This window comes from Burkholderia sp. BCC0405 (assembly GCF_902833075.1).
Classification (GTDB): Bacteria; Pseudomonadota; Gammaproteobacteria; order Burkholderiales; family Burkholderiaceae; genus Burkholderia.
The window spans coordinates 135,382-161,472 of sequence record NZ_CADFEO010000017.1 but is presented as its reverse complement, the minus strand read 5'-3'; the positions used below and the strand labels follow the sequence as shown (position 1 = coordinate 161,472).

General features: G+C 65.6%; 24 protein-coding genes and 1 other RNA gene. 4 read left to right on the top strand and 21 right to left on the bottom strand.

What is annotated here, in order from left to right:
- Nucleotides 1-42: 42 nt before the first annotated feature.
- From hflX to ndk, 10 genes are all read right to left on the bottom strand, one after another.
- Complete coding sequence (gene hflX / locus HWX36_RS26075; protein ID WP_175956048.1) at nt 43-1,218, bottom strand: GTPase HflX; 1,176 nt, start codon at nt 1,216-1,218, stop codon at nt 43-45.
- A gap of 72 nt (nt 1,219-1,290) precedes the next feature.
- On the bottom strand, nt 1,291-1,530 hold the full coding sequence (gene hfq, locus HWX36_RS26070; RefSeq protein WP_006399927.1) for an RNA chaperone Hfq: 240 nt from the start codon (nt 1,528-1,530) through the stop codon (nt 1,291-1,293).
- A gap of 154 nt (nt 1,531-1,684) precedes the next feature.
- Entirely contained in the window at nt 1,685-3,022 is a 1,338-nt protein-coding gene (gene der, locus HWX36_RS26065; protein ID WP_175956026.1) for a ribosome biogenesis GTPase Der, read from the bottom strand.
- Nucleotides 3,023-3,269: 247 nt separating this feature from the next.
- Nucleotides 3,270-4,415 carry an outer membrane protein assembly factor BamB gene (gene bamB, locus HWX36_RS26055; protein ID WP_175956025.1) on the bottom strand — a complete coding sequence of 382 codons (1,146 nt, stop codon included), beginning with the start codon at nt 4,413-4,415 and terminating at the stop codon, nt 3,270-3,272.
- Nucleotides 4,416-4,456: 41 nt separating this feature from the next.
- A complete protein-coding gene (locus HWX36_RS26050; RefSeq protein WP_174941083.1) occupies nt 4,457-5,086 on the bottom strand; it encodes a tetratricopeptide repeat protein in 630 nt (209 codons plus the stop codon).
- Between the two features lie 54 nt (nt 5,087-5,140).
- Nucleotides 5,141-6,481 (bottom strand): histidine--tRNA ligase, encoded by a 1,341-nt coding sequence (gene hisS / locus HWX36_RS26045; protein WP_175956024.1) that lies wholly within the window; start codon nt 6,479-6,481, stop codon nt 5,141-5,143.
- A 16-nt stretch (nt 6,482-6,497) separates the two neighbouring features.
- Nucleotides 6,498-7,802 carry a flavodoxin-dependent (E)-4-hydroxy-3-methylbut-2-enyl-diphosphate synthase gene (gene ispG, locus HWX36_RS26040; protein WP_175956022.1) on the bottom strand — a complete coding sequence of 435 codons (1,305 nt, stop codon included), beginning with the start codon at nt 7,800-7,802 and terminating at the stop codon, nt 6,498-6,500.
- A gap of 112 nt (nt 7,803-7,914) precedes the next feature.
- Nucleotides 7,915-8,934 carry a helix-turn-helix domain-containing protein gene (locus HWX36_RS26035; protein ID WP_175956020.1) on the bottom strand — a complete coding sequence of 340 codons (1,020 nt, stop codon included), beginning with the start codon at nt 8,932-8,934 and terminating at the stop codon, nt 7,915-7,917.
- Between the two features lie 164 nt (nt 8,935-9,098).
- Nucleotides 9,099-10,238 (bottom strand): 23S rRNA (adenine(2503)-C(2))-methyltransferase RlmN, encoded by a 1,140-nt coding sequence (rlmN, locus tag HWX36_RS26030; protein WP_089445762.1) that lies wholly within the window; start codon nt 10,236-10,238, stop codon nt 9,099-9,101.
- A 55-nt stretch (nt 10,239-10,293) separates the two neighbouring features.
- Entirely contained in the window at nt 10,294-10,719 is a 426-nt protein-coding gene (gene ndk, locus HWX36_RS26025) for a nucleoside-diphosphate kinase (RefSeq protein ID WP_006478674.1), read from the bottom strand.
- A 250-nt stretch (nt 10,720-10,969) separates the two neighbouring features.
- On the opposite strand from ndk, the gene HWX36_RS26020 reads away from it, so the two are divergent.
- On the top strand, nt 10,970-11,668 hold the full coding sequence (locus HWX36_RS26020; RefSeq protein ID WP_006761414.1) for a Bax inhibitor-1/YccA family protein: 699 nt from the start codon (nt 10,970-10,972) through the stop codon (nt 11,666-11,668).
- Nucleotides 11,669-11,732: 64 nt separating this feature from the next.
- Here the strand turns inward: HWX36_RS26020 and rlmD are convergent, their stop codons facing one another.
- Nucleotides 11,733-13,130 carry a 23S rRNA (uracil(1939)-C(5))-methyltransferase RlmD gene (gene rlmD / locus HWX36_RS26015; RefSeq protein ID WP_175956018.1) on the bottom strand — a complete coding sequence of 466 codons (1,398 nt, stop codon included), beginning with the start codon at nt 13,128-13,130 and terminating at the stop codon, nt 11,733-11,735.
- Nucleotides 13,131-13,351: 221 nt separating this feature from the next.
- Here rlmD and HWX36_RS26010 point away from each other — a divergent pair, with 221 nt between their 5' ends.
- Entirely contained in the window at nt 13,352-14,206 is an 855-nt protein-coding gene (locus HWX36_RS26010) for an endonuclease/exonuclease/phosphatase family protein (RefSeq protein ID WP_175956010.1), read from the top strand.
- Between the two features lie 30 nt (nt 14,207-14,236).
- Here HWX36_RS26010 and HWX36_RS26005 read toward each other — a convergent pair whose 3' ends face one another.
- The 10 genes from HWX36_RS26005 to ffs all read right to left on the bottom strand — a co-directional run bounded on the left by HWX36_RS26005 (nt 14,237) and on the right by ffs (nt 23,819).
- Complete coding sequence (locus HWX36_RS26005; protein WP_175956008.1) at nt 14,237-15,013, bottom strand: 3'-5' exonuclease; 777 nt, start codon at nt 15,011-15,013, stop codon at nt 14,237-14,239.
- 3 nt (nt 15,014-15,016) lie between these two features.
- Nucleotides 15,017-16,105 carry an RNA polymerase sigma factor RpoS gene (gene rpoS, locus HWX36_RS26000; protein WP_175956006.1) on the bottom strand — a complete coding sequence of 363 codons (1,089 nt, stop codon included), beginning with the start codon at nt 16,103-16,105 and terminating at the stop codon, nt 15,017-15,019.
- Between the two features lie 11 nt (nt 16,106-16,116).
- On the bottom strand, nt 16,117-17,019 hold the full coding sequence (locus tag HWX36_RS25995) for a peptidoglycan DD-metalloendopeptidase family protein (RefSeq protein WP_175956004.1): 903 nt from the start codon (nt 17,017-17,019) through the stop codon (nt 16,117-16,119).
- Between the two features lie 5 nt (nt 17,020-17,024).
- The gene (locus HWX36_RS25990) at nt 17,025-17,957 is read right to left on the bottom strand and encodes a protein-L-isoaspartate(D-aspartate) O-methyltransferase (RefSeq protein WP_175956002.1); all 933 of its coding nucleotides are present in this window, start codon (nt 17,955-17,957) and stop codon (nt 17,025-17,027) included.
- Nucleotides 17,954-18,715: a 5'/3'-nucleotidase SurE gene (surE, locus tag HWX36_RS25985; RefSeq protein WP_175956000.1), complete on the bottom strand. Its 762-nt coding sequence runs from the start codon at nt 18,713-18,715 to the stop codon at nt 17,954-17,956. The genes HWX36_RS25990 and surE overlap by 4 nt, the downstream gene beginning before the upstream one ends.
- Nucleotides 18,716-18,937: 222 nt before the next feature.
- The gene (locus HWX36_RS25980; protein ID WP_175955998.1) at nt 18,938-20,143 is read right to left on the bottom strand and encodes a CaiB/BaiF CoA-transferase family protein; all 1,206 of its coding nucleotides are present in this window, start codon (nt 20,141-20,143) and stop codon (nt 18,938-18,940) included.
- 48 nt (nt 20,144-20,191) lie between these two features.
- Entirely contained in the window at nt 20,192-20,788 is a 597-nt protein-coding gene (recR, locus tag HWX36_RS25975) for a recombination mediator RecR (RefSeq protein WP_006478665.1), read from the bottom strand.
- 31 nt (nt 20,789-20,819) lie between these two features.
- Nucleotides 20,820-21,146: a YbaB/EbfC family nucleoid-associated protein gene (locus HWX36_RS25970; protein WP_014896896.1), complete on the bottom strand. Its 327-nt coding sequence runs from the start codon at nt 21,144-21,146 to the stop codon at nt 20,820-20,822.
- Between the two features lie 92 nt (nt 21,147-21,238).
- Nucleotides 21,239-23,593, bottom strand: coding sequence for a DNA polymerase III subunit gamma/tau (locus HWX36_RS25965; protein WP_175955996.1), 2,355 nt, complete (start codon nt 23,591-23,593; stop codon nt 21,239-21,241).
- 127 nt (nt 23,594-23,720) lie between these two features.
- An RNA gene (ffs, locus tag HWX36_RS25960) (signal recognition particle sRNA small type) lies at nt 23,721-23,819 on the bottom strand.
- Between the two features lie 405 nt (nt 23,820-24,224).
- Here ffs and trxA point away from each other — a divergent pair.
- Together trxA and rho are read left to right on the top strand one after the other, a co-directional pair.
- Complete coding sequence (trxA, locus tag HWX36_RS25955; protein ID WP_006402348.1) at nt 24,225-24,551, top strand: thioredoxin TrxA; 327 nt, start codon at nt 24,225-24,227, stop codon at nt 24,549-24,551.
- 193 nt (nt 24,552-24,744) lie between these two features.
- On the top strand, nt 24,745-26,007 hold the full coding sequence (gene rho / locus HWX36_RS25950; protein ID WP_006478662.1) for a transcription termination factor Rho: 1,263 nt from the start codon (nt 24,745-24,747) through the stop codon (nt 26,005-26,007).
- Nucleotides 26,008-26,091: the final 84 nt, after the last annotated feature.

Sequence of the window (26,091 nt, the reverse complement as noted above, 5' to 3'; positions counted from 1 at the left end):
TTTGTTCACCAGATTAGACGCCGGCGAACCGGCCGGGACCGGTTAGCGCCCGTGTTCGGAAATCGTGCGGTCTTCGTGTGGTTCAGCGGGGGCGCCGTCGAGCACGCCGTTGGGTAACGTCGCGCTGGAAAGGTGTTCCGCGGAGGCGATTTCGGCGATGGCGGCACGCAACGCGTCAAGACCCTGACCGGTGCGCGCGCTCAAAAAGACGCGCGAAATATTACCATACTCGTCCCGCTCGACCGCGTCGCCGCGGGCCGCCAGCTCAGGCACGGCATCAATCTTGTTGAACACCAGCACCTGCCGGATCGTGTCCGCGCCGATCTCGTGCAGCACACCATTGACCTGCTCGATCTGTTCAAGCCTGACCGCGCTCGACGCATCGACCACGTGCAGCAGCAGATCCGCGTGGATCGTTTCCTCGAGCGTCGCGCGGAATGCCGCGACCAGTTGGTGAGGCAACTCGCGGATGAACCCGACCGTATCCGACACGACGATCTGGCCGACCTCGTCGCCGAGGTACACGCGCCGCGACGTCGTATCGAGCGTGGCGAACAGCTGGTCGGCCGCGTAGGCCTGCGCTTTCGTCAGCGCGTTGAACAGCGTCGACTTGCCCGCGTTCGTATAGCCGACGAGCGACACCGACATCGTGCCGCTACGCGCGCGCTGGCGGCGTTGCGTGCTGTGTTGCCGGCGCAACCGGTCGAGCCTCGACTTCAGCATCTTGATGCGTTCGCCGATGAGCCGGCGGTCGGTTTCGAGCTGGGTTTCACCGGGGCCGCGCAGGCCGATACCGCCCTTCTGCCGCTCAAGGTGGGTCCACGCGCGAATGAGCCGCGTCGACAGATACTGAAGCTGCGCGAGTTCGACCTGCAGCTTGCCTTCGTGGCTGCGGGCGCGCTGTGCAAAGATGTCGAGGATGAGGCTGGTGCGATCGACCACACGCCGGTTAAGTGCCTGCTCCAGATTACGTTGCTGGGCTGGCGCCAGTGCATGGTTGAAGATGACGATTTCGACGTTGTGTGCGTCGCAGGCGAGCCGGAGTTCTTCGGCTTTGCCACTGCCGATGAACATCTTGGCATCGGGACTGGAGCGACGACCCGTGAGGGTGACTGCGGGACGGGCCCCCGCGCTGGAGGCAAGAAGACTGAGTTCTTCGAGGCTGGCTTCGAAATCGGTCTTGCCGAAATCGATGCCGACGAGCGCTGCGTTGATCAAATTTTCAGGTGTCAAGATAAGGCGGCTGGCATCGGTCGCTCGCGGCGACCGGATGCCGGCCGCTGCGATAGGTTAGGACGAGGCTTCCGCGTCCGGGTGGAAATTCACCGGGCGCGCCGGCACGACCGTCGAGATGGCGTGCTTGTACACCATCTGGGTCACCGTATTACGGAGCAACACGACGTACTGGTCGAACGATTCAATGTTCCCTTGAAGCTTGATGCCGTTGACGAGGTAGATCGAAACGGGAACGTGCTCTTTGCGCAGTGCGTTCAAAAACGGGTCTTGTAACAATTGCCCTTTGTTGCTCATGGCGTACTCCATCTTTTTTTGCAGGTTGATCTGGATTGGCGGCGAAGAAAAAGAGATCCGGCGCCAATCGCTACACTATAGCCGATTTTGCCTGGCCCGCCCGGGGCATAGGCCTTGCGGCCAACCCCTTGCGTGACGCGTGTAACAGACGTCTTCAGCTCTTGTCCGCGTACGGATTGTTCGACGAACGGAACTCTATGCGCAATGGAGTCCCTGTCAGTGAGAAAGTTTCGCGGAACCGGTTTTCCAGGTAGCGCTTGTACGTTTCCGTCACGGCATCGAGCGCGTTGCCGTGGATGACGATGATCGGCGGATTCTGGCCGCCTTGGTGCGCGTAGCGCAGCTTCGGACGCACCGGGCCGCGACGGCGCGGCTGCTGAAACTCGACGGCCTCGATCAGCGCGCGCGTGAGCTTCGGCGTCGGCAGCTTCGCCATCGCCGCCGCGTACGCGTCGTCGACCGAGCGCATCAGGGTGCCGATGCCCGTCTTCTTCGCGGCCGAAATGAAGTGCGATTTCGCGAAGTCGAGGAATTTCAGCTTGCGGGTCAAATCCGCTTTCGCACGATCGCGCGCGTGGTCGTCGAGCCCGTCCCACTTGTTGACGCCGATCACGAGCGCACGGCCCTGCTCGACGACGAAGCCGGCGATGTGCGCGTCCTGGTCGGAGATGTCCTGCTGCGCATCCAGCAGAAGAATGACGACGTTCGCGTCGGAGATCGACTGCAGCGTCTTCACGACCGAGAACTTCTCGATTGCCTCGAACACCTTGCCGCGGCGCCGCAGGCCGGCCGTGTCGATCAGCGTGTATTTCTTGCCGTTACGCTCGAAGTCGACGTAGATCGAATCGCGCGTCGTGCCCGGCATGTCGAACGCGATCACGCGATCCTCGCCGATCAGCGCGTTCACGAGCGTCGACTTGCCGACGTTCGGACGGCCGACGATCGCGATCTTGATGCCGCGCGACGGATCGTTGTCGTCTTCCTCTTCCGGCTGGTCCGCGTACGCGACTTCCAGCGCCTCGTTGATCATGTCGGTCACGCCGTCGCCGTGCGCGGCCGAGATCGCGCGCGGATCGCCGAGCCCGAGCTCGTAGAAGTCGGTCGCGACCGCCGTGTACTTCATCCCCTCGGCCTTGTTGACGACGAGGAAGATCGGCCGACCGGTCTTGCGCAGGTAGTCGGCGATCGACTTGTCCTGCGGCGCGAGCCCGTTGCGGCCGTCGACGATGAACACGACGACATCGGCTTCCTCGACGGCCTGCCGCGTCTGGCGTGCCATCTCGTGCAGGATGCCGTCCTTCGCGACGGGTTCGAAGCCGCCCGTGTCGACGACCAGGTACGGCCGCTCGCCGACGCGCCCTTCGCCGTAATGGCGATCGCGCGTCAGGCCCGGCAAGTCGGCAACCAGCGCATCGCGCGAGCGCGTGAGCCGGTTGAACAGCGTGGATTTCCCCACATTGGGGCGCCCAACTAGGGCAATGACCGGTTTCATCTGTGTTTTCTACGGTGAAGCGCAGCAGCGGGAGGCCCGCTGCTGCGGGCGGCTGCGCTGAATGAAAATATCACGAATTCTCGCAGCGCCGGATGCGCGCGCCGGGCGCGCGTTGCGCGCCGTCGTCTTTCGTCTCGAACTGCCTTTCAAATACCGAGCGGCCGGGAACACCGGCCGCCTTCATGTCGCGCGTCCGGGGCGAGCGGGACAGGCCCGCCGCGCCGCGGCCGCGCATGCTTCCTGCGCGTCAGCGCGGACGGAACCCGTACAGGCCGCCGTCCTTCGTCTGTACGACGAGCGTATTGCCCGCGAGGACCGGCGCCGCCGCAATCGCGCTGCCGTCGGTCTTCATCCGTGCGATGAAGCTGCCGTCTTCGCGCGACAGGAAGTGCACGAAGCCCTGGTAATCGCCCATCACGACCGCATGCCCGAGCAGATACGGCACACCGACGTCACGGCTCTTCAGCTTGTCGTTGCGCCACAGCTGGTTGCCCGAGGCGGCGTCGTACGCCGTCACGACCGACCAGTCGTCGCCGCCGGCGACGACCGAATCGTCCTGCGCGAGACCGCTGCGGCTCGAGAACGGCTTTTCCCACAGCGGGCGCCCCGAGTTTGCATCGAAGCAGCCGAGCTGCCCCTGGAACGTCACCGCGCAGGCTTCCGCGCCCACGAGCGTCGGCGCGCCGCTGACGTCGTTGATGCGCTCGACCTCGGTCACGCCCTTCGGGAACGACACCGGCGTCTGCCAGAACGGCTCGCCCGTCTGCAGGTTGATTGCGACCAGCCCGCCGCCGGGGAAGCCCGCCAGTACCGCCGCGTCACCTGCGAACGTCATGCCGGCCGACACGCGCAGGTTCAGCGGCACCGCGCGGTTGCGGTAGTTCCACTTCTGCTCGCCCGTCTGCGCGTTGAACGCGATCACCTGGCCGTCGATCGTGCGGACGACCACAAGGCCGTTGCCCACGAGCGGCGGCGAGAAGATCTCGCCCTGCACGCTGGCCTTCCACAGTTGCTTGCCGTCCGGACCCAGCACGAACACGCCGCCCTTCAGCGCGCCGACCGCGGTCAGGTTGCCGTCGCTGCCGACACCGGCCGACAGGTCGGAGCCGACCTTCGTGCGCCAGAGTGTCTGGCCCGTCTTCGCGTCGATCTTCTCGACCGAACCGTTTTCGCCCGCTGCATAGACGGCGTCGCCCACGGCCACCGGCGAGAACAGGTAGCGCCCGCCCTTGCCGACGCTCGCCTTCCAGACCTGTTGCACGTCCATCACGGGCTTGAACTCGGTGAGCGGCGTCGGCACGCGGCGCGCGTCCTTCGACGACGAGCAGGCCGCCAGTGCGAGGACAGCCGCCGCGCAGGCAACGGGCACAGCGTAACGTTTCAGCAAATTCATCGGTTAGCGAAGCAGAGTTAAGAGGTTGAGGGGACCGGGGTTCAGCCGCCGAGCGCGTCCAGCTTGAACTGCACGAGCTGACGCGCAGACTGGTCGTCCTTCGACAGGCCGTCGAGCGCGAGCTTGTAAGCCGCGCGCGCATCGTCGGTCTTGCCTTGCGCGGCAAGCAGATCGCCACGGCGATCGGCCACGAGGCCCTTGAATGCATCGACCGGCGTACCCGACAGCAGCGCAAGGCCCGCATCGTACGCCTTCTCGTCGAGCAGCAGCGACGCGAGACGCAGCTTCGCGATCTGCTTGTACTCGTCATCCTTGGCGTGATCGACGGCCCATTGCAGCTGCGCCTTCGCACCGGCCGAGTCGCCGGCTGCGTACAGCGTCTTTGCAGCGGAAAGCGCCGTCATCTGCGCATACGGCGTGCTGCCGAACTTGTCTTCCATGTCGGCGGCCGCGCGCGCCATCGTCGCCTTGTCGTTCGCGGCGGCAGCCTTCTGGACCTGTTCGTACAGCCCGGACGCCTCGGCAGCCTGACGGCGCTGCCAGTAGTTCCATCCGTTGAAACCGGCCGCGACGACGAGCGCCGCGAGCACGATCCACGTGGTGAGGTTGCCCCAGCGGGCCCACCACGCCTTGAGGCTTTCAATCGATTCTTGTTCGTCGTGATAACTCATCGGCGAGCGATTCCTTCCTGTTCAGGCTTTTTTGTCGAGCGGATGTCAGCGCGATCAGTCGTCGCCGTCTTCGGCGGATGCAACCATCGCATTGATTAGGAATTCGGTCAAGCCTTCGACCGGTACGGTCTGCTGAACGTTCTTTTCCCCGTCTCCGCCCGCACCGCGCAGCGCTTTCACGCCCGCCGTGCCGTTCGCGACCTCTTCTTCACCGAAGATCACCGCAAACGCGGCGCCGCTTGCGTCGGCCCGTTTCATTTGCGACTTGAAGCTCGCCGGCGCACCGTCGGCGCTGCAGTGGAAGATCACGTCGAGGCCGGTGTCGCGCAGACGCTCGGCCGCGATGAACGCCTGTTCGCGCGCGGCCTCGCCCTGGTGCACGACGTATACGTCGACGCCCTCCTGCTCGGGTGCGAGATCCTCTTCCTTCAGCAGTTCGAGGATCCGCTCGATGCCCATCGCCCAGCCGCACGCGGCGGTCGGCTTGCCGCCGAGCTGCTCGATCAGCGGATCGTAGCGACCACCGGCCGCGACCGTGCCCTGCGCGCCGAGCTTGTCGGTCACCCACTCGAACACGGTCAGGTTGTAGTAGTCCAGACCACGCACGAGACGCGGGTTGATCTTGAACGGAATGTTGTTCGCGAGCAGCAGGCGCTGCAGCCCTTCGAAGTGCGCACGCGATTCGTCGCCGAGGAAGTCGATCAGCTTCGGCGCGTTCTGCGCGATTTCCTGCAACGCGGGGTTCTTCGTGTCGAGCACGCGCAGCGGGTTCGTATACAGGCGGCGCTTTGCATCCTCGTCGAGCACGTCGGCGAACTGCTCGAGGTACTTGATCAACTCGACGCGATGCGCGGCGCGCTCCTCGGCGAGGCCGAGCGAGTTGATCTCGAGCTTGATGCCGGTCAGGCCGAGGTCGTCCCACAGGCGCTGGCACATCATGATGATCTCGGCATCCGCATCAGGACCCGCGAAGCCGAGCGCCTCGACGCCGACCTGGTGGAACTGGCGATAGCGGCCTCGCTGCGGACGCTCGTGACGGAACATCGGGCCGATGTACCACAGGCGCTTCGGGCCGTCGTACAGCATGTTGTGCTCGATCGACGCACGCACGACGGCCGCGGTATTTTCAGGGCGCATCGTCAGGTTTTCACCGTTCAGCGCGTCGGTGAAGCTGTACATCTCTTTTTCGACGATGTCGGTGACCTCACCGATGCCGCGCGTGAAGAGCTGCGTGTGCTCGACGATCGGCGTGCGGATGTTCTGGTAACCGTATGCGCGCAGCAGCGATTTCACCGTAGCTTCGAAGAACTCCCAAAGGCCGGCATCCTGCGGGAGGATGTCGTTCATGCCCTTGACGCCGGTGAGCTTCTCGATCTTGCGTTTTTGTTCAGTCATCGTGTGTGTGGACGAATTAGTTCGTGGCCTCAGCGCGGCCGTAATTGCGTGCGACGTAGTCGCTGACGATCTGCTGGAATTCCTCGGCGATCCGCTCGCCTCGCAGCGTCTTGACCTTCTCGCCGTCGATGAAGACAGGCGCGGCCGGGTTCTCGCCAGAGCCCGGCAGGCTGATGCCGATGTTCGCGTGCTTCGATTCGCCCGGGCCGTTGACGATGCAGCCCATCACCGCGACGTTCATTTTCTCGACGCCCGGATACTCCTTGCGCCAGACAGGCATCTGTTCGCGCAGGTAGGTCTGGATCTGCATCGCGAGTTCCTGGAACAGCGTGCTCGTCGTACGGCCGCAGCCCGGGCACGCGATCACCATCGGTGCGAACGAACGCAGGCCCATCGTCTGCAGGATTTCCTGGCCGACGATCACTTCGCCCGTGCGCGACGCGCCCGGTTCCGGCGTCAGCGAGATGCGGATCGTGTCGCCGATCCCTTCCTGCAGCAGCACGCCGAGTGCAGCCGTCGACGCGACGATGCCCTTCGAACCCATGCCGGCCTCGGTCAGCCCGAGGTGCAGCGCGAAGCCGCAGCGGCGGCCAAGCTCGCGGTACACGGCGATCAGGTCCTGCACGCCGCTGACCTTGCACGACAGAACGATGCGGTCGCGGCCGAGGCCCAGTTCGACCGCACGCTCTGCCGAGCCGATCGCCGACTGGATCAACGCCTCGTACATCACGCTCTGCGCATCCCACGGCTGCGAACGCGCACCGTTCTCGTCCATCATGCGCGCGAGCAGGTCCTGGTCGAGACTGCCCCAGTTCACGCCGATCCGCACCGGCTTGTCGTACTTGGCCGCAGCCTCGATCATCTGCGCGAACTGCGTATCGCGCTTCGCACCCTGACCGACGTTGCCCGGGTTGATCCGGTACTTCGACAGCGACTCGGCGCAGCCCGGGTAGTCACGCAGCAGCAGGTGGCCGTTGTAGTGGAAATCGCCGACGAGCGGCACGGTCACGCCCATGCGGTCGAGCTGCTCGCGGATTGCCGGCACGGCAGCCGCGGCCTCGGGCGTGTTGACCGTGATGCGCACCAGTTCGGAGCCCGCGTTCGCGAGTTCCTTGATCTGGATTGCCGTGCCGATCGCGTCAGCCGTATCGGTATTCGTCATCGACTGCACGCGCACCGGCGCGTCGCCGCCGATCGTCACGAGCTGCCCGCCCCAGCGGACATCCACCGCATGCGATACACGGCGCGGCTGATGCCCGCCGAACACCGGCTCGGTTGAACAAATCTGACTGCTGCGTGGGGATTGAGCTTCGGATTGCATCGATAGATCCATTTACGCGGAATGCGCCGCGACGCGGCGCATGAATTGAAAAAGCGCCATGCCCTCACGGCCTGTCGATATCGACGACAGGCCTTCGCCACGGCGCTTGACGTCAGGGCAACGTGAACCGCGCCACATTACCCCGCGCTGCCGAATATTTTGCCGGATCGACAGGTTTCCCGTCGAACGCGATTGCGTCGAGGCCCGCCTTGTTGCCGATCGTGACCTTGAACGGGCCGTCGCCGGCGACCTGCTTCGCCTCGCCGCCGTGCACCAGCCCGGAGAACAGCTCCTTGCCGCTCTTGTCGCGCACGCTGAACCAGCTGTCCTGCTTCACCTTCAGCTCCACCATCGACTGGCCGGCAGCGACCACGACGCTCGCCGGCGCGGCGGCACTTGCGGCCGTCGTTGCCGCGACGGGCTGTGAAGCGGCTGCCGTCACGACCGGCGCCACGGGCGCAGGCGCCGGAACAGCCGGCGCAACGGCCGGCGCCGGGGCTGCCGACACAACAGCCGAGGCCGGAACCTCATTCGCGACCACGGCAGATGCCCCGCTCGAGGCCGCCTCTTCGGCGGATGACAGCGATGCCGCCGCCGGCACGCTCGCGGCCGACGCATGCTCCGCGTCGCCGCTCTTGAAGCGCGCGAGCAGGCTCGACGAATCGCCGCCAGTGTGCCACATCAGTACTGCCACCACGGCGACGACGACGATCCCCGTGCCCCACAGCCACGGGTGATGGCGCGACGATCCGCCCAGCGGAATCGACACGCGGCCGCGCGGCAGATCCGTCCCCGACGACGCAGGCATCGACAGGTCGACTTCCGGCACCCCGCGCTCGCGGCGCAACGCCTGCGCGAACGGTTCCGGATCGACGCCGAGCATCTTCGCGTAGCTGCGCACGACACCAAGCGCGAACGTCACGCCGGGCAAATGGCTGATGTCGCCAGCCTCGAGCGCCCGAAGCTTCTGCGGTGCGACCTTGAGTCGCGCCGACACGTCGTCGACGGTCCAACCTCTCGTTTCCCGAAGCTGCGCCAGTCGGCTACCGACTGCCGCAAGCGATTCCAACCCTGCCGGTGCCGGCTTCGCGCCATTCGTCTCTGCGCCGTTAGACGGCTGCGGCTCACTCATCCTTGTCCTCGCGTCGATTCTTCTTCACTGGCGGCCGCCGCCGGCTCCCGCCGGCCGGCACCCGCAACTGTCCATACCATGCGCGACGCCGAGGCGCCGCGACCGATCGCTGTTCGCGTGTTGTACCGCTCAAAGGCCCTGGCATCCCCGGCCGGGCGCCCCTGTCAAATCGCCCGAACTTCGATGATTTTTCCTGCTGCGCCCGTACGTTCCGCGAGGCGCGTGCGATCCTTTACTGCGCCGGCCAGCTGGCCGCACGCGGCATCGATATCGTCGCCGCGCGTCTTGCGCACGGTCGTGACGACTCCCGCGTCGATGAGAATCTGTGCAAAGCGCTTGATCTGCTCCGGCTTCGAGCGGATGAGGCCCGATTCCGGAAACGGATTGAACGGGATCAGATTGAACTTGCACGGCACGTCGCGTGTGACGGCCAGCAGTTCGCGTGCATGCGCTTCGGTGTCGTTGACACCGTCCAGCATGCAGTATTCGAAAGTGATGAAGTCGCGCGGCGCGACTTTCAGATAACGCTGGCAAGCCGCCATCAGCTCGCGCAGCGGATACTTCTTGTTGAGCGGCACCAGCTCGTCGCGCAGCGGATCGTTCGGCGCATGCAGCGAAACGGCCAGCGCCACCGGCAGTTCGGCGCCGAGGCGGTCCATCATCGGCACCACGCCGGACGTCGACAGCGTGACGCGGCGGCGCGACAGGCCGTACGCGTTGTCGTCGAGCATCAGCCGCATCGCCGGCACGACCGCGCTGTAATTCAGCAGCGGCTCGCCCATGCCCATCATCACCACGTTGGTGACGACCCGCTCAGCCTTACCGTTCGGGCCGGGCGCGCGGCCCAGTGACGCTCGCAATGCAAATTCGGCCATCCGTAGCTGGCCGATGATTTCGGCTGTCGACAGGTTGCGGGAAAAGCCCTGCTTGCCCGTCGAACAGAAGCGGCAGTTGACCGCACACCCGGCCTGCGACGACACGCACAGCGTGCCGCGCGTCTCTTCCGGGATGAACACGGTTTCGACCGCATTGCCGTTTCCGACGTCGATCAGCCACTTGCGCGTGCCGTCGGTGGAAACGTGATCGCTGGCAATCTCGGGCATGCCGATCGACGCGCGGCCCTTGAGCTTTTCCCTCAAGGACTTCGCGAGATCGGTCATGCCGTCGAAGTCGCCAGCGTTGTACTGGTGGATCCAGCGCTGCAACTGCTTGGCGCGGAACGGCTTCTCGCCAAGGCTGCCGCAGTACGCGACAAGACCCTCGGCGTCGAAGTCGAGAAGATTGACGGAAGTTTCGCTCGTCATGATGTGCTGCCTTGCCGCGTGCGCTGAATCCTGCCTACTTGCTGCCAGCCAGGGCTTAGCGCGAGTAAACGTTCATTTCCGGGAAGAAGAACGCGATTTCGACCGCGGCCGTTTCGGCAGCGTCCGAGCCGTGCACGGCGTTCGCGTCGATGCTGTCGGCGAAATCGGCGCGGATCGTGCCCTTTTCCGCCTTCTTCGGATCCGTTGCGCCCATCAGGTCGCGGTTCTTCAGGATCGCGCCTTCACCTTCCAGAACCTGGATCATCACCGGGCCCGAGATCATGAAATCGACGAGGTCCTTGAAGAACGGACGTGCTGCGTGAACCGCATAGAACTTCTCTGCGTCAGCACGCGACAGGTGAGCCATGCGCGATGCGACGATCTTCAGGCCGGCGCCTTCGAAACGGCTGTAGATCTGGCCGATCACGTTCTTTGCCACCGCATCCGGCTTGATGATCGACAGGGTGCGCTCGATTGCCATAAAAACTCCAAAAAATTAAGAAGTTACAGGTTCAAATGAATCCGCTATTGTAGCACGATCCCGTGTATCATTGCGATTGAACCCTTACACACGTGAAAGGTTCAGAATCCATATGTTTTAGTGCCGCCCGGCCATTGAAACCTCTCGGCACGGAACGTATCTTAGCCATAGCTGCCCCGGTTTGCTGCGCCGCACATCGCGCGCGCCGAACCGGCCCCGGACGCCCATGCGTTCAATGTTAGGAGAAACCATGAACGACTATCCGTACAATTTCGGCCGCGGCGGTTCCGTCAGCACCGCCGAAGTTCGCAACCGCGTGCTGCGAAACACGTACTGGCTGCTCGCGCTGTCGATGGTGCCGACCGTGCTGGGCGCCTGGGTCGGCGTCGCGACGGGCTTCTCGCTGTTCGCGGCCACGAGCCCGATGATGAGCCTGCTCGCGTTCTTCGCGATCGCGTTCGGCTTCATGTTCGCGATCGAGCGGACGAAAAACAGCGCGGCCGGCGTGTTCGTGCTGCTCGGCTTCACGTTCTTCATGGGCCTGATGCTGTCACGGCTGCTGAGCTTCATCCTCGGCTTCTCGAACGGCCCGTCGCTGATCATGCTTGCGTTCGGCGGCACCGGCATCATCTTCGCCGCGATGGCGACGATCGCCACCGTCAGCAAGCGCGACTTCTCGGGGCTCGGCAAGTGGCTGTTCATGGGCGTGATCGTGATCCTGCTCGCCTCGGTCGCGAACATCTTCCTGCAACTCCCGGCCCTGATGCTCACCGTGTCGGTACTCGCGATCGCGATCTTCTCCGCATACATGCTGTTCGACGTCCAGCGCGTCGTGAACGGCGGCGAGACGAACTACATCTCGGCCACGCTCGCGATCTACCTCGACCTGTACAACGTGTTCACGAACCTGCTCGCGCTGCTCGGCATCTTCGGCGGCAACCGCAACTGACGTTTGCTGCACACCATGAAAAAAACCGGCCCGCGGGCCGGTTTTTTTACGTCCGCCGCCCGGCTCAGTCGCGCTCGAACAGCGCGATCGATTCGACGTGCGACGTATTCGGGAACATGTTCACGACACCGGCGCCCTTCAGGCGGTAGCCCGCCTCGTGCACGAGCAGGCCCGCGTCGCGCGCCAGCGTCGACGGGTTGCACGACACGTAGACGATGCGCTTCGGCAGCGGACCTTCACCGCTCTGCGCGATCTCGGCCAGCGCCTTCGACACCGCGAGCGCGCCTTCGCGCGGCGGGTCGATCAGGAACTTGTCGAATGCGCCGAGCGCGCGGATGTCATCGCCCGTCACTTCGAACAGGTTACGGCACGCGAACGTCGTATGGCCGTCGACACCGTTCTCGCGGGCGTTCGCCAGCGCGCGTGTCGTCAGCGTATCGCTGCCTTCGATGCCCATCACCTCGCGCGACAGCCGCGCGAGCGGCAGCGTGAAGTTGCCGATTCCGCAGAACAGGTCGAGCACGCGGTCGTCGCGCGACGGCGCGAGCAGACGCAGCGCGCGGCCCACCAGCACACGGTTGATCTGATGGTTGACCTGCGTGAAGTCGGTCGGCTTGAACGGCATGCGGATGCCGAATTCCGGCAACGTGTAGTCGAGCGACACGTCGAGCGGATAGAACGGCGTTACCGTGTCCGGCCCTTTCGGCTGCAGCCAGAACTGCACCTTGTGCTCGTCCGCGAACGCGCGCAACAACGCTTCGTCGTCCGCGTTGATCGGCTCCAGGACGCGCAGCACGAGCGCCGTGACTTCCGAGCCGACCGCGAGCTCGATCTGCGGCATCCGATCGCGGATCGACAGCCCCTCGACCAGCCGGCGCAGCGGCACGAGCATTGCGGACACGTGCGGCGGCAGCACTTCGCAGCTCGTCATGTCGGCGACGTAGCTGCTCTTCTTCTCATGGAAGCCGACCAGCACGCCGCCCTTCTTCGCGACGTTGCGCACAGTCAGGCGTGCGCGGTAGCGATAGCCCCAGGACGGGCCGTGGATCGGCGCGAACATCGTTTCCGCGCGCAGCTTCGCCAGGTGCCACAGGTTGTCTTCGAGCACGCGCTGCTTGACCGCCACCTGCGCACGCATGTCGAGATGCTGCATCGAGCAGCCGCCGCAGGTGCCGAAGAACGCGCATTTCGGCTTCGTGCGCATCACGCTCGGGCGCAGAATGTCGACAACCGTCGCCTGCTCGTAGCTCGGCTTGCGACGGAAGCTCGAGTAGGTCACGCGCTCGCCCGGCAACGCACCCTCGACGAAGATGACCTTGCCCGGCTCGCCGTCCTCGGTCATCGTGCGGCCGACACCGCGCGCTTCCATGTCGAGCGATTCGATCTCGAGAACCGGGGCAATTCCGGGCGCGACGGGCGCATTTCTAGATTTGCGCGCAGAAGTGGGGACGGCTTCGGACACCAGCTTTTCCTGACAAACGTTGAAGAAGGCGAGATTGTAGACGACGAAGGCCCGTATCGCCCGCTTTGCATGACGCAAGCGTCGATACTTGAGCATAGACGGTCCGGCATCGCGCCGGAGCCGCGAGGCAGGCGGCCCGGAAGCACCACGACCAGGTGCCGATCGACAGGCCGATCGGACGCGGCCCTCGGCCCGAAATTCGCCCGACAGGAGATTCGACCATGCGACTGATCGACTGGAACATCCAATGGGGTCGGGACGCAGACGGCAGCGTCGATCTTTCGCGCACCGTCGCGGCAATCCGCGAACTCGGCGACTTCGACGTGCTGTGCCTTCAGGAGGTTGCGCGCGGCTTCGGCGCCCTGCCCGGCCGGCCCGGCGCCGACCAGTTCGCCGAACTCGCGGCGCTGCTGCCCGGCCATACGATCATCGAGGCGATCGGCGCCGACCTGCCAGCCATCGAAGCCGGCGCACCGCGCCGCCAGTTCGGCAACGCGATCGCGACCCGGCTACCGGTCGGGCGCGTGCTCCGCCAGTTGCTGCCTTGGCCAGCCGACGCCGGCGCGCCGTCGATGCCGCGCGTTGCGCTCGATGTCGAGTTGCAGGCGCCCTTCGGGCCACTGCGGGTGGTCACCACGCATCTGGAATACTATTCGGCGCGCCAGCGGCTCGCTCAGGTCGACGCGCTGCGTGACCGGCACCGCGAGGCCTGCGCGCACACGGCACAACCGGCGCCCGCCGAAACCGCCGAGGGGCCATTCAGCGCGACCGGCCAGCCGGGCGATGCAATCGTCTGCGGCGATTTCAACAGCGCGTTCGGCAGCGATGCCTATCGCCGATTCCTGGAGCCGATCCCAGACGCGCCGCGCTTCATCGACGCGTGGATCGCACGGCACCCTGGCCGCACGCCCCCGCCGACGGCCGGCCTCTACGATACAGTGCAATGGTCGGAGGGGCCGCTCACGTGCGACTTCGTGTTCGTGACCGATACGCTGCTGCCGCGCGTCACGCGCTGCGAGATCGACGGCGATGTGCGCGCGTCGGATCACCAGCCGGTGCTGCTCGAACTCTCCTGAGCGCACCCGCTGCTGCGCACCCCACCCGCGTTACGCGTCGAAGCCGGCCAGGTATTCGGTCCAGTGCGACGCAGGCTCCTGCGCAAGCGAGTTCCTCACGAGCAGGATCTCGTCCGCATACTCGCTCGGCGTCAGGCCGCCGCGCATCAACTGGAACCGGCAATACAGCAGGTAGGTATTGACGACGTCGGTTTCGCAATAGTTGCGGATTTCCTCGATCCGCCCGGCCTGGAACGCCGGCCACACCTGGCTGCCGTCCATTCCGAGCTTGCCCGGAAAGCCGCACATCTTCGCGAGCGCGTCGAGCGGCGCGTTCGCACGCGCCTGATACATCGCGAGCACATCCATCAGGTCGGTATGGCGCGAGTGGTAGCGCGAAATGTAGTTGTTCCACTTGAAATCGCGGTCGTCCTCGCCGAGATCCCAGTAGCGCGATGCGGGAATGCCGTGCACGAGCGCGCGGTAATGGAGCACCGGCAAATCGAAGCCGCCGCCGTTCCACGACACGAGCTGCGGCGTGTATTTCTCGATCACGCGATAGAACGACTGAATCAGCGTCGCCTCGTTGTCCTGCGGTGTGCCGAGCGAGCGCACGCGAAAACCGTTGTTGTCGCGGAACACGCACGAAATCGCCGCGATGCGCTGCAGGTGATGCGGCAGGAAATCGCTGCCGGTCTTCTCGCGGCGGGCGGCGAACGCATGTTCGGCCACTGCGGCATCGTCGAGCGTCGCGGGCAGGTCTTCGAGACGGCGAATGCCGTCGACATCGGGAATTGTCTCGATGTCAAAAACAAGAATCGGAGTCATCGGTTACAGAACGGCGTCCTTGCGCACACCGTTGGAGGCGAAAAACCGCTTGAGGCGCACCAGCGCTTCCTGCTGGATCTGACGCACGCGCTCGCGCGTGAGCCCCATCTCGTCGGCCAGCTCCTCGAGCGTCGCCGGTTCGATGTGGTTCAGGCCGAAGCGGCGCTCGATCACGTGCCGATGCTTGTCGGACAGCCGCGACAGCCACGCGCGCGTCAGCGTCTCGAGCTCGCGGTGCTGCACCTCGGCATCGGGCGACTGGCTCTGGTCGTCGGGCAGCAGGTCGAGCAGGCTGCTCGCGGGATCGAGGTCGAGCGGCGCATCGAGCGACGCCGTGTGCTCGTTGAGCGCGAGGATGTCGGTAACTTCCTCGGCGGTCTTGCCGGTGAGATAGGCGATGTCGTCGATGCTGGCTTCGCGGCGCTCGGCCGCTTCGCCCGTCGACATCGAGTTCTTTTCGAGGTGGCGCTTCGCGCGCAGCACCTGGTTCAGCTCGCGGATCACGTGTACGGGCAGGCGCACCGTGCGGGCCTGGTTCATGATCGCGCGCTCGATGCTCTGCCGGATCCACCACGTCGCATACGTAGAAAAACGAAAGCCGCGCGTCGGGTCGAATTTTTCGATTGCATGCATCAGGCCGAGGTTGCCCTCCTCGATCAGGTCGAGCAGCGGCACGCCACGATTCAGATAGCCCTTCGCGATGCTGACGACGAGGCGCAGGTTGCGCTCGATCATCACCTGCCGCGCCTCGAATTCGCCGGCCTTGGCCAGACGCGAATAGCGCTGCTCCTCCTCGACGGTGAGCAGCGGCTTCACGCTGATGCGGTTCAGGTAATGCTGAATCGTGTCGGCCGTGAGTTCGGCCTGGAGCAGCGTACGGAAATCGTCGACGTCGGGCGACGCCTCCGCGCGGCCTTCGCGCTCGTCGTCGCCGCCTTCCGCGTCCGAGTCGCGTGCCTCGAGGTCACGCTCGTTGTCCGCGACATCGTCTTCATCGTCCGTCGAAGCACCAGCTCGCCCCACCGATGCTTGCGTGGCACGACTGATTTTCTCAGACTCGGCTTGCGGCTCGTGGCGCTTCGATTTCGGCATGGTCGTCTCGGTTATTGAGGCGGCAAATACTTCAGCGGATCGACAGGTTTACCCTGCCGGCGAACCTCGAAATGCAGCATCACGCGGTCGGAATCGCTGCTCCCCATCTCGGCGATCTTCTGCCCCTTCGTTACCGCGTCCCCCTCTTTTACCATCAAAGCGCGATTGTGTGCATACGCCGTGAGGTAAGTTGCATCGTGCTTGATGATAATGAGGTTGCCGTAGCCGCGCAGACCATTCCCGGAATAGACGACGCGACCGTCGGCCGCCGCCTTCACGGCCTCGCCGGCCGTACCGCCGATATTGACGCCCTTGTTCTTCGCGTCGTCGAAACCGTTCAGCACGGGGCCGCGCGCCGGCCACGCGAACGTCACGGGGCCGCTCGGCGCGGCAGCCGTATCGCTCGATGCGGCTGCCGCGGCAGGCGGCGTCGCGACCGACGACGTACCGGCGCCCGGCGTTGCCGGGCCGCTGCTGAGCGGCGCGGTCGCAACGGCGGCGCCCGCGATCGGCGCGGCGACCTGCGTGCCCGCAACGGCGGCGCCGGCCTGCGGCGAAACGCGCAGCAGTTGGTCGACTTCAATCTGATTCGGGTTCGCCAGGTTGTTCCACGCGGCGATGTCGCGATAGTTCTGCCCGTTTTCGAGTGCGATCCGGTACAGCGTGTCGCCCGGCTTCACCCGGTAGTAACCCGGCGGCGCCGGGGGGAGCGGCGCCGCGGGCTGCGCGGTGCCGGTCGTGCCGGTCGTGCCGGTCGTGCCGAGCGAACCGGAGCGATCGACGACGGGCGCGTTGTCGAGCCGCGTCGCACAGGCGGCCAGAAGCGTGGAGAACGCAGCCACGCAGATCGCGCGCTGGGCGAGCGTGAGCGGCTCCCTGGAACGGTTGTTTTGCATCGCGCGCAACATACTCATCGGTTTCAAATTACTCCGGATTTTAAAGGGACAAAGAAAACGCGATCAAGCCGTGACTCTCGCCATTGCGCGTGCGCGACGCGCTCGACGAGCGTGAGCACCTGGTGCTGCCCGCTCTGCGCGCCGACCGGCGCGACGAGCCGCCCGCCGATCGCGAGCTGCTCGAGCAGCGCCTGCGGCACGTCGAGCCCCGCCGCCGCGATCACGATCGCATCGAACGGGGCCGCGGACGGCAGGCCGACACGCCCGTCGCCGTAGTGCAGACGGATGTTCGGCACGCGCAGCGGCCGCAGGTTCAGCTTCGCGCGCTCGTAGAGCGGCTTGATGCGTTCAATCGAATACACGTCGCGTGCCACGTGGCTCAGCACGGCGGCCTGATAGCCGCAGCCCGTGCCGATCTCGAGGACGCGCTCGAGCGTGCGGCCGGCCATCGCGAGCTCGATCATGCGCGCGACGACCGACGGCTTTGAAATGGTCTGCTGGTGGCCGATCGGCAACGCCGAATCCTCGTAAGCCTGCGTCGCGAGCCCCGGATCCACGAACATATGTCGCGGCACCGCGGCCATCGCTTCCAGCACGCGCGCATCGGTCACGCCGTTCGTGCGCAGCCGTTCGACCATCCGTTCGCGCACACGTTCCGACGTGAGTGCAAACGCGCCGGCCGGCGCGGCGCTCGGCGCGGCCGGTTTCGGCATCGCGGGCTTCAGCACGGTCGGCTTCGGTGCGCTCGCCGGCTTCGCGGCGGCGGAGCCGGGCAATGCCGTGCGCGCCGCAGCAGGCTTCACCGCAACCGGCTTCAGCACGGCCGCGGGCTTGTCGGTGGCCTTCGATACCGCGACCGCCGCATGGCGTTCGCCGGCCCGACCTTCCGACTTGCGTGGCGCTCGCTTGAGATCCTCGAGCGCGAGCGGGAACCGCTTCGCGCGCTCGCCGCTCATGAAGCCCGCCCTCCAGCGCGCGCCCATTCGCGCGTCGCGGGCAGCATCTGCGTATGCGTGAGATCCAGCTGCAGCGGCGTGATCGACACGAAACCGTTTGCCACTGCGTGAAAATCGGTGCCGTCGCTTGCGTCCAGCGCTTCACCCGCCGCGCCGATCCAGTAGATCGGTTCGCCGCGCGGGTCGGTCTGGCGAATCACCGGCTGCGACGGATGACGCTTGCCGAGGCGCGTGACCTTCCAGCCTTTCAGTTCGTTGTACGGCAGGTTCGGAATATTGACGTTCAGCAGCGGCTGGCCCGGCAGCGGATGCGCGAGATAGTGCTCGACGATTTCCGCGGCGACGCGCGCGGCGTCCGCCAGATGGGCCCAACCCTTGTCGACCAGCGAAAATGCGATGGCTGGCACGCCGAACATGACGCCTTCGGTGGCGGCCGCAACTGTCCCCGAATAGAGCGTGTCTTCGCCCATGTTCTGGCCGTTGTTGATCCCGGAAACCACGAGGTCCGGCGTGGCGTCGGCCATCCCCGTCAACGCGACGTGTACCGAATCGGTCGGCGTGCCGTTCACGTAGAAGAAACCCGTACTCGCCGCGCGCTGCACCGACAGCGGCCGCGACAACGTGAGGGAATTCGACGCGCCGCTGCAGTTCTGCTCGGGCGCGATCACCGTGAGGTCGGCCAGCGGCTGCAGCGCGTCGCTGAGCGCGGCGAGACCGGGGGCGAGATAGCCGTCGTCGTTGCTGAGTAGGATTCGCATCCGGCGATTGTAACCGAGGAAAGATGGCGCGAGAGCGACAGTCCGGCGACTGCGGATGGACGGTTGCGGACACCCGGACACGCGGCGCCATTGCGTTGCGGTGCGGCGTTCCGCGGGCTCAGGAAAACGCCGCGCCGCCCCGGGTTTCCCCCCGCCAACGAAGCCCCCTTGGGGAACGCCCTATTCCGGGAGCCTGGCTCGAATCGACAGGCCCGAGGGTGCTCAAATCGCGCCCGCGTCGCGCAGTGCGGCAATCGCCTGCGCGTCGTAGCCGAGGCTGCGCAGCACCTCGTCCGTGTGCTCGCCGAGCTCGGGCCCGAGCCAGCGCGTCTCTCCCGGCGTATCGGACAGCTTCGGCGTGATGTTCGGCAGCGGAATGTCGGTGCCGTCGGCCAGCTTGAAACGCTGGATCATCTGCCGCGCGACGAACTGCGGATCGGTGAACATGTCGGCGGCGCTATAGATGCGCCCGGCCGGCACGTCGGCCGCGTTGAGCACGACGAGCGCTTCGTCGATCGTGCGCGGCGCGAGCCACGCGGCAATCGCGTCGTCGATCTCCTGGGTGCGCGGCACGCGCCCATCGTTTTGCGCGAGCGCGGGATCGTCTGCGAGGTCGTCGCGCCCGATCGCCTTCATCAGCCGCTTGAAGATCGGATCGCTGTTGCCGCCGATCACGATACTGCCGTCGCGGCACGCATACGTATTCGACGGCACGATGCCCGGCAGCGACGCGCCGGTGCGCTCGCGCACCATCCCGTACACGCCGTATTCGGGCACCACGCTTTCCATCATGTTGAAGACGGCTTCATACAGTGCAACGTCGACCACCTGCCCCGCACCGCCGTTGACCTTGCGGTGATGCAGCGCCATCAGTGCGCCGATCACGCCGTGCAGCGCGGCGATCGAATCGCCGATCGAGATGCCGATGCGCGGCGGCGGCAGCTCGGGATAGCCGGTGATGTGACGCAGCCCGCCCATCGACTCGGCAATCGCGCCGAATCCGGGCCGGTCGCGGTACGGACCCGTCTGCCCGTAACCGGACAGGCGCACCATCACGAGGCCCGGGTTGTCGGCCGACAGCACGTCGTAGCCGAGCCCGAGCTTTTCGAGCAAGCCCGGGCGGAAGTTCTCGATCACGATGTCGGCCTCGCGCGCGAGCTGCCGCGCGATCGCCTTGCCGGCGTCGGCCTTCAGGTTGAGCGTAACCGATTTCTTGTTGCGCGCCTGGACGGACCACCACAGCGACGTGCCGCCCTGCTCCGGATGGAGCTTGCGCCACTTGCGCAGCGGGTCGCCGCCATTCGGATCCTCGATCTTGATCACTTCCGCGCCGAATTCGGCGAACAGCCGCGACGCGAATGGTCCCGCGATCAGCGTTCCGAATTCGAGCACTTTGACGCCCGCGAGCGGGCCCTGGCTGGTGCTCATGTGTCTCCCTGGCATGAGGAACGGCGCCGCCTGGCAGCGGCGCCCGGCTTACATCGTGCGGCGGTCGAGCATCGCGCGAGCGATGGTGCCCGCATCGACGTATTCGAGCTCGCCGCCCACCGGCACGCCGCGCGCGAGGCGCGTGACTGCGAGCCCGCGCGCCTTCAGCGTCTGACCGAGGTAGTGCGCAGTGGCTTCGCCCTCGTTCGTGAAGTTGGTCGCGAGCACGACTTCCTTGACGACGCCGTCGGACGCGCGCCGCACGAGACGGTCGAAATGGATTTCCTTCGGGCCGATCCCGTCGAGCGGGCTCAGCCGCCCCATCAGCACGAAATACAGCCCGCGGTAAGTCATCGTCTGCTCGAGCATGATCTGGTCGGCAGGGGTCTCGACGACGCACAGCAGCGTCGGATCACGCTCTTCGTCGCTGCAGACCTCGCAGATCTGCGCTTCGGTGAACGTGTTGCACTTCTCGCAGTGCTGCAGGTGCTCGGTCGCGAACAGCAGCGACCGGCCGAGCCGCTCCGCGCCCTCCCGATCGTGCTGCATCAGGTGGACCGCCATGCGCTGGGCGGATTTCGGCCCGACGCCGGGCAGCACGCGCAACGCTTCGACGAGAGCGGACAGGGCGGACGGCTGTTTCATACGGCAGCAAAAAGTGGCACGGACGCTGCGCTCAGAACGGCAGCTTGAAGCCCGGGGGCAGCGGCAGGCCCGACGTCATGCCGCTCATCTTTTCCTGCGACGTCGCTTCGGCCTTGCGCACGGCGTCGTTGAACGCGGCCGCGACGAGATCCTCGAGCATGTCCTTGTCGTCCGCGAGCAGGCTCGGGTCGATCGCCACGCGACGCACTTCGTTGCGGCACGTCATCGTCACCTTGACGAGGCCGGCGCCCGACTGCCCTTCGACTTCGATCAGTGCGAGCTGCTCCTGCATCTTCTTCATGTTTTCCTGCATTTGCTGCGCTTGCTTCATCAGTCCTGCGAGGTTGCCTTTCAGCATGGGAATACTCCTTCTTGATCGTGTAAAAACCGGCACGCGGCGCGTGCCAGCCAATGTGTGGGCGTGATTGTGCCTGTCGCCGGGCGGTCAGTTCAATGCAGCGTCGGCGGCGGGCCATCCGACGCCGCGTCGGCGAGCGGGCGCACCGAACCCTCGACGATGCGCGCACCGAAATCGCGCACGAGCTGCTGGACGAACGGATCGCCGTGAATCTCCTGCTCGGCCTCGCGCTGACGTGCCGCGCGCGCGGCCGCATCGAGCGCCGCCGCCGTACGCCGCGCGGGCCCGACTTCGACGTCCACCTCGACCGGCTTGCCGAGCGCATCGGCCAGCGCGGCCTTCAGCTTCGCCACCTGCGCGGCGTCCGCATATTGCGGCACCGGCACGGAAAGTTTCAACGTCGTCGCATCGACGGCCGTCAATTCGCTGTTGAATGCGAGTTGGTACGCGACGCCCTTGAGCGGCAGCCGCGCGGCCAGCGCCGGCCATTCACCGTCGAAGCCGACCGGATCGAGTGCGATCGCGGGCGGCAACGGACGCGTGTCGACCGGTGCGGAAGGACGGGTTTCCGCCGACCTCGGCGTCACGCGCACATCGTCGGGGCCGCTGTCGAACACTGGCACGAAGCCATCGTCAGGCGGGCCGCCGAACATCTCGTCGGCGCTGAGCGGTACGTAGTCGTCGGGCGGGATGTCCTCCCACGGGGGCGACGCCTGGCGCGAATCGGCTGCCTGCGGCGCACGGGCCGCAGCGCGCGGCGTCGGCACCTGCACAGCGGCGGGACGCGGTGCCGCCGGCTTCTCGGCGGCCGGCTGGGCTGCCGGTTTAGCGGCGGCGCCTGCGCGCCCGCGGTCGGACGATACACGCATCCCCGCATTGCGCAGCACGTCAAGCGCGGCGGCGGCTCCTCCGGAACGCGCCGCCGAACGGGCGGCAGCCTCGGGCGGCGCGGCACGCGGCACCGGTTCGGCCGGCGCAGCCGGTTCGTCGCTTTGCTGCGCAACGGCAACAGGCGGCTCGGGTTCCGTGCGGGCAGGCGCCGGGTTATCGCCGGCAGGCTCTGCTTGCGGTGCTGCAGACGTCTGCGGCTGCAGCGTTTCGATGGCTGGCACGTCAACCGGCGCTGCCGCCCGGACGGCAGCCGGCTTCACGGCCGGCCGGTCTGCTTCGTCGCCGGGCTGTACCGGCGCTGCACGCACAACCGGTGCCGCGGGCGCTGCCGGTGCAACGGCCTGCGGCCGCGCTGCTTCGGCAGGTGCAGCCGATGCCGGCTTTGCCGCTGCGGCCGATGCCGCCGCAACGCGCGGACCCGGCACCGCACGCGGCACAGACGGCTGGCCGCCCGGCGCACTCCCGGCGGCAACCGCCGGCTCGAACGCGAGCATCCGCAACAGCGTCATCGTGAAACCGGCGTACTCGTCCGGTGCCAGACCGAGCTCAGCGCGGCCGACCGTCGAGATCTGATAGAACAGCTGGACCTGCTCGGGGCTCAGCGTCTCTGCGAAGCGGCGCAGGTCGCCCGCTTCCGGCCATTCGTCGAGCACCGAGCCCGGCGCGAACTGCGCCCACGCAATCCGGTGCAGCAGGCTCGCGAGATCCTGCAGCGCGGTCGAGAACGACAGGCTGCGCAACGACATCTCGTCGGCAATCGCGAGGATTTCCGGGCCGCTGCCTGCGGCAAGCGCGTCGAGCAGACGCACCATGTATGTCTGGTCGAGTGCACCGAGCATGCCCGACACAGCCGACTCGGTCACTTCGTTCGCCGAATAGGCGATCGCCTGATCGGTGAGGGACAGCGCGTCGCGCATGCTGCCCTGCGCGGCACGCGCGAGCAGGCGCAGTGCCTGCGGCTCGAACGTGATCTGCTCTTCGCCGAGAATCCGTTCGAGATGCGACACGATGTGTCCGGCCGGCATCTGCTTCAGGTTGAACTGCAGGCAGCGCGACAGCACGGTAACGGGAATTTTCTGCGGATCGGTCGTCGCGAGGATGAACTTGACGTGCGGCGGCGGCTCTTCGAGCGTCTTCAGCATCGCGTTGAACGCGTGATTCGTCAGCATGTGCACTTCGTCGATCATGTAGACCTTGAAGCGCGCATCGACGGGCGCGTACACCGCGCGCTCGAGCAGCGCGGCCATTTCATCGACGCCGCGGTTGCTCGCGGCGTCCATCTCGACGTAATCGACGAAACGCCCTTCGTCGATCTCGCGACAGGCGCGACACACGCCGCACGGCTGCGACGTGACGCCGGTTTCACAGTTGAGCGCCTTGGCGAAGATCCGCGACAGCGTCGTCTTGCCGACACCGCGGGTTCCGGTAAACAGATAGGCGTGATGGAGACGCCCGCCGTCGAGCGCGTGCGTAAGCGCCCTGACGACGTGCTCCTGGCCGACGAGCGAAGCGAAATCCTTCGGACGCCACTTGCGTGCGAGAACTTGATAGGTCATCGGGAAATTGTATCAGTAACGCTGCGTCGCGCCGACACGCGAAACGGTGCGGAAGACAGGCAACGCGCAGGTAAAACGAAGTGTGATGCAGAAATAAAAAACGCCCGGCGAACGGGGCGAGAAGGAAGGTGACGAGCCCAACCCTCGGCACTGGCGGAAAACGATTGTGGCTGCTTCGTTCCCGACCTGACCAGGTTCACCGCCCCACCATGCGAGGAGGCCCGTCACGGCATATTCTATCACCGCTTCCGGACGAATGCGACCGTTTGTTCGCACCAATGCCAATTTGACCGGGCAAACCGGCGCGCATCGGGCGGCACGAAACTCACCCGGAAGCAAATTGCCTGCGCGCCCACCCTTGTAATTCGCGGGCCGGCCTCCACCTGCCGGATACAACGGCCGAACGGCGCGTCGTACCCCTACTCGCATAGCGACTACTATCGCCGCCCGCAGCAGATAGCGATTTAGGCTAATATGACGCCCGAACGACCCGCGAGCCGCGGCATGCAGCGCTTACACCCCTCCATTCCGGAGAGCGGAGTGACCTGCCGCAGCGGACGGCAGCCAACGGCAGCCGATACGCCGCAACGCGCAAGCAGGCAGTCCCCGAACCGTAAGAGGTATTGACCCAATGAGCGAACAGATCAAACACATCAGCGACGCATCGTTCGAACAGGACGTCGTCAAGTCCGACAAGCCCGTGCTCGTCGATTTCTGGGCCGAATGGTGCGGCCCGTGCAAGATGATTGCCCCGATCCTCGACGAAGTCGCGAAGGACTACGGCGACAAGCTGCAGATCGCGAAAATCAACGTCGACGACAACCAGGCAACGCCCGCGAAGTTCGGCGTACGCGGCATCCCGACGCTGATCCTGTTCAAGAACGGCGCGGCCGCCGCGCAGAAGGTCGGCGCGCTGTCGAAGTCGCAGCTCACCGCATTCCTGGACAGCCACCTGTAATACAGGCAGTTCCGCGGACGTGTTGTCAACCGGCAACACGTCCGTCGACAAGCCGCCGATCGCTCGCTCAAGCGCGAATCGGCCTATGCTAGAATTAAAAAACGTCTACAAGACGCATTTAAGTCTCTGAGCGCTTCCGCTCGCCCTCCTCCCTTTATTTCTTTCGTCGTCTCCTCCCTGGCGGGTTCTCCGTATGCATTTATCCGAGCTCAAGTCTCTGCACGTCTCCGAACTGATCGAAATGGCCAATGGCCTGGAGATCGAAAACGCGAACCGCCTGCGCAAGCAGGAGTTGATGTTTGCCATTCTTAAAAAGCGCGCCAAGACGGGAGAGACGATCTTCGGCGACGGTACGCTCGAAGTGCTGCCGGACGGCTTCGGCTTCCTGCGCTCGCCGGAAATGTCGTACCTCGCGAGCACCGACGACATCTATATCAGCCCGTCGCAGATCCGCCGCTTCAACCTGCACACCGGCGACACCATCGAAGGTGAAGTCCGCACGCCGAAGGACGGCGAGCGCTACTTCGCGCTGGTGAAGGTCGACAAAGTCAACGGGCAGCCGCCCGAGGCCTCGAAACACAAGATCATGTTCGAGAACCTCACGCCGCTGCACCCGAACAAGCCGCTGTCGCTCGAACGCGAAATGCGCGGCGAGGAAAACGTCACGGGCCGCATCATCGACATGATCGCGCCGATCGGCAAGGGCCAGCGCGGCCTGCTCGTCGCGTCGCCGAAGTCGGGCAAGACCGTGATGCTCCAGCACATCGCACACGCGATCAAGCAGAACCACCCGGACGTGATCCTGTTCGTGCTGCTGATCGACGAGCGCCCTGAAGAAGTGACCGAAATGCAGCGCTCGGTCGCCGGCGAAGTGATCGCATCGACGTTCGACGAACCGGCCACGCGTCACGTCCAGGTCGCCGAAATGGTGATCGAGAAGGCCAAGCGCCTCGTCGAAATGAAGCATGACGTCGTGATTCTGCTCGATTCGATCACCCGCCTCGCACGCGCATACAACACCGTGATCCCGGCATCGGGCAAGGTGCTGACGGGTGGTGTCGACGCGAACGCGCTGCAGCGTCCGAAGCGCTTCTTCGGCGCGGCGCGCAACATCGAGGAAGGCGGTTCGCTGACGATCATCGGCACCGCGCTGATCGAAACCGGCAGCCGCATGGACGACGTGATCTACGAAGAGTTCAAGGGCACCGGCAACATGGAAGTGCACCTCGAGCGCCGTCTCGCGGAAAAGCGCGTGTATCCGTCGATCAACCTGAACAAGTCGGGCACGCGTCGCGAAGAAATGCTGATCAAGCCCGAAATCCTTCAGAAGATCTGGGTGCTGCGCAAGTTCATCCACGACATGGACGAAGTCGAAGCGATGGAATTCCTGCTCGACAAGATCCGCCAGACGAAGAGCAACTCCGAGTTCTTCGATTTGATGCGCCGCGGCGGCTGATCGCCCTCGCCCCGCAACGAACGGCCGCCCGCGCATCCTGCCCGGCGGCCGTTTTTCGATCCCAACCTGAACGTGAACGTACAG

Bases quoted from the DNA above. Each gene is read 5' to 3' on its own strand.
- bamB (WP_175956025.1), bottom strand. From the start codon at position 4,415: ATGAATTTGCTGAAACGTTACGCTGTGCCCGTTGCCTGCGCGGCGGCT.
- rho (WP_006478662.1), top strand. From the start codon at position 24,745: ATGCATTTATCCGAGCTCAAGTCTCTGCACGTCTCCGAACTGATCGAA.
- HWX36_RS25965 (WP_175955996.1), bottom strand. From the start codon at position 23,593: ATGACCTATCAAGTTCTCGCACGCAAGTGGCGTCCGAAGGATTTCGCT.
- rlmN (WP_089445762.1), bottom strand. From the start codon at position 10,238: ATGACGAGCGAAACTTCCGTCAATCTTCTCGACTTCGACGCCGAGGGT.
- surE (WP_175956000.1), bottom strand. From the start codon at position 18,715: ATGCGAATCCTACTCAGCAACGACGACGGCTATCTCGCCCCCGGTCTC.
- recR (WP_006478665.1), bottom strand. From the start codon at position 20,788: ATGAAACAGCCGTCCGCCCTGTCCGCTCTCGTCGAAGCGTTGCGCGTG.
- HWX36_RS25990 (WP_175956002.1), bottom strand. From the start codon at position 17,957: ATGAGCGGCGAGCGCGCGAAGCGGTTCCCGCTCGCGCTCGAGGATCTC.
- ndk (WP_006478674.1), bottom strand. From the start codon at position 10,719: ATGGCAATCGAGCGCACCCTGTCGATCATCAAGCCGGATGCGGTGGCA.
- HWX36_RS26020 (WP_006761414.1), top strand. From the start codon at position 10,970: ATGAACGACTATCCGTACAATTTCGGCCGCGGCGGTTCCGTCAGCACC.
- der (WP_175956026.1), bottom strand. From the start codon at position 3,022: ATGAAACCGGTCATTGCCCTAGTTGGGCGCCCCAATGTGGGGAAATCC.
- ispG (WP_175956022.1), bottom strand. From the start codon at position 7,802: ATGCAATCCGAAGCTCAATCCCCACGCAGCAGTCAGATTTGTTCAACC.
- HWX36_RS26005 (WP_175956008.1), bottom strand. From the start codon at position 15,013: ATGACTCCGATTCTTGTTTTTGACATCGAGACAATTCCCGATGTCGAC.
- hisS (WP_175956024.1), bottom strand. From the start codon at position 6,481: ATGACTGAACAAAAACGCAAGATCGAGAAGCTCACCGGCGTCAAGGGC.
- HWX36_RS26050 (WP_174941083.1), bottom strand. From the start codon at position 5,086: ATGAGTTATCACGACGAACAAGAATCGATTGAAAGCCTCAAGGCGTGG.
- HWX36_RS25995 (WP_175956004.1), bottom strand. From the start codon at position 17,019: ATGAGTATGTTGCGCGCGATGCAAAACAACCGTTCCAGGGAGCCGCTC.
- HWX36_RS26010 (WP_175956010.1), top strand. From the start codon at position 13,352: ATGCGACTGATCGACTGGAACATCCAATGGGGTCGGGACGCAGACGGC.
- HWX36_RS26035 (WP_175956020.1), bottom strand. From the start codon at position 8,934: ATGAGTGAGCCGCAGCCGTCTAACGGCGCAGAGACGAATGGCGCGAAG.
- hfq (WP_006399927.1), bottom strand. From the start codon at position 1,530: ATGAGCAACAAAGGGCAATTGTTACAAGACCCGTTTTTGAACGCACTG.
- HWX36_RS25980 (WP_175955998.1), bottom strand. From the start codon at position 20,143: ATGAGCACCAGCCAGGGCCCGCTCGCGGGCGTCAAAGTGCTCGAATTC.
- HWX36_RS25970 (WP_014896896.1), bottom strand. From the start codon at position 21,146: ATGCTGAAAGGCAACCTCGCAGGACTGATGAAGCAAGCGCAGCAAATG.
- trxA (WP_006402348.1), top strand. From the start codon at position 24,225: ATGAGCGAACAGATCAAACACATCAGCGACGCATCGTTCGAACAGGAC.
- rpoS (WP_175956006.1), bottom strand. From the start codon at position 16,105: ATGCCGAAATCGAAGCGCCACGAGCCGCAAGCCGAGTCTGAGAAAATC.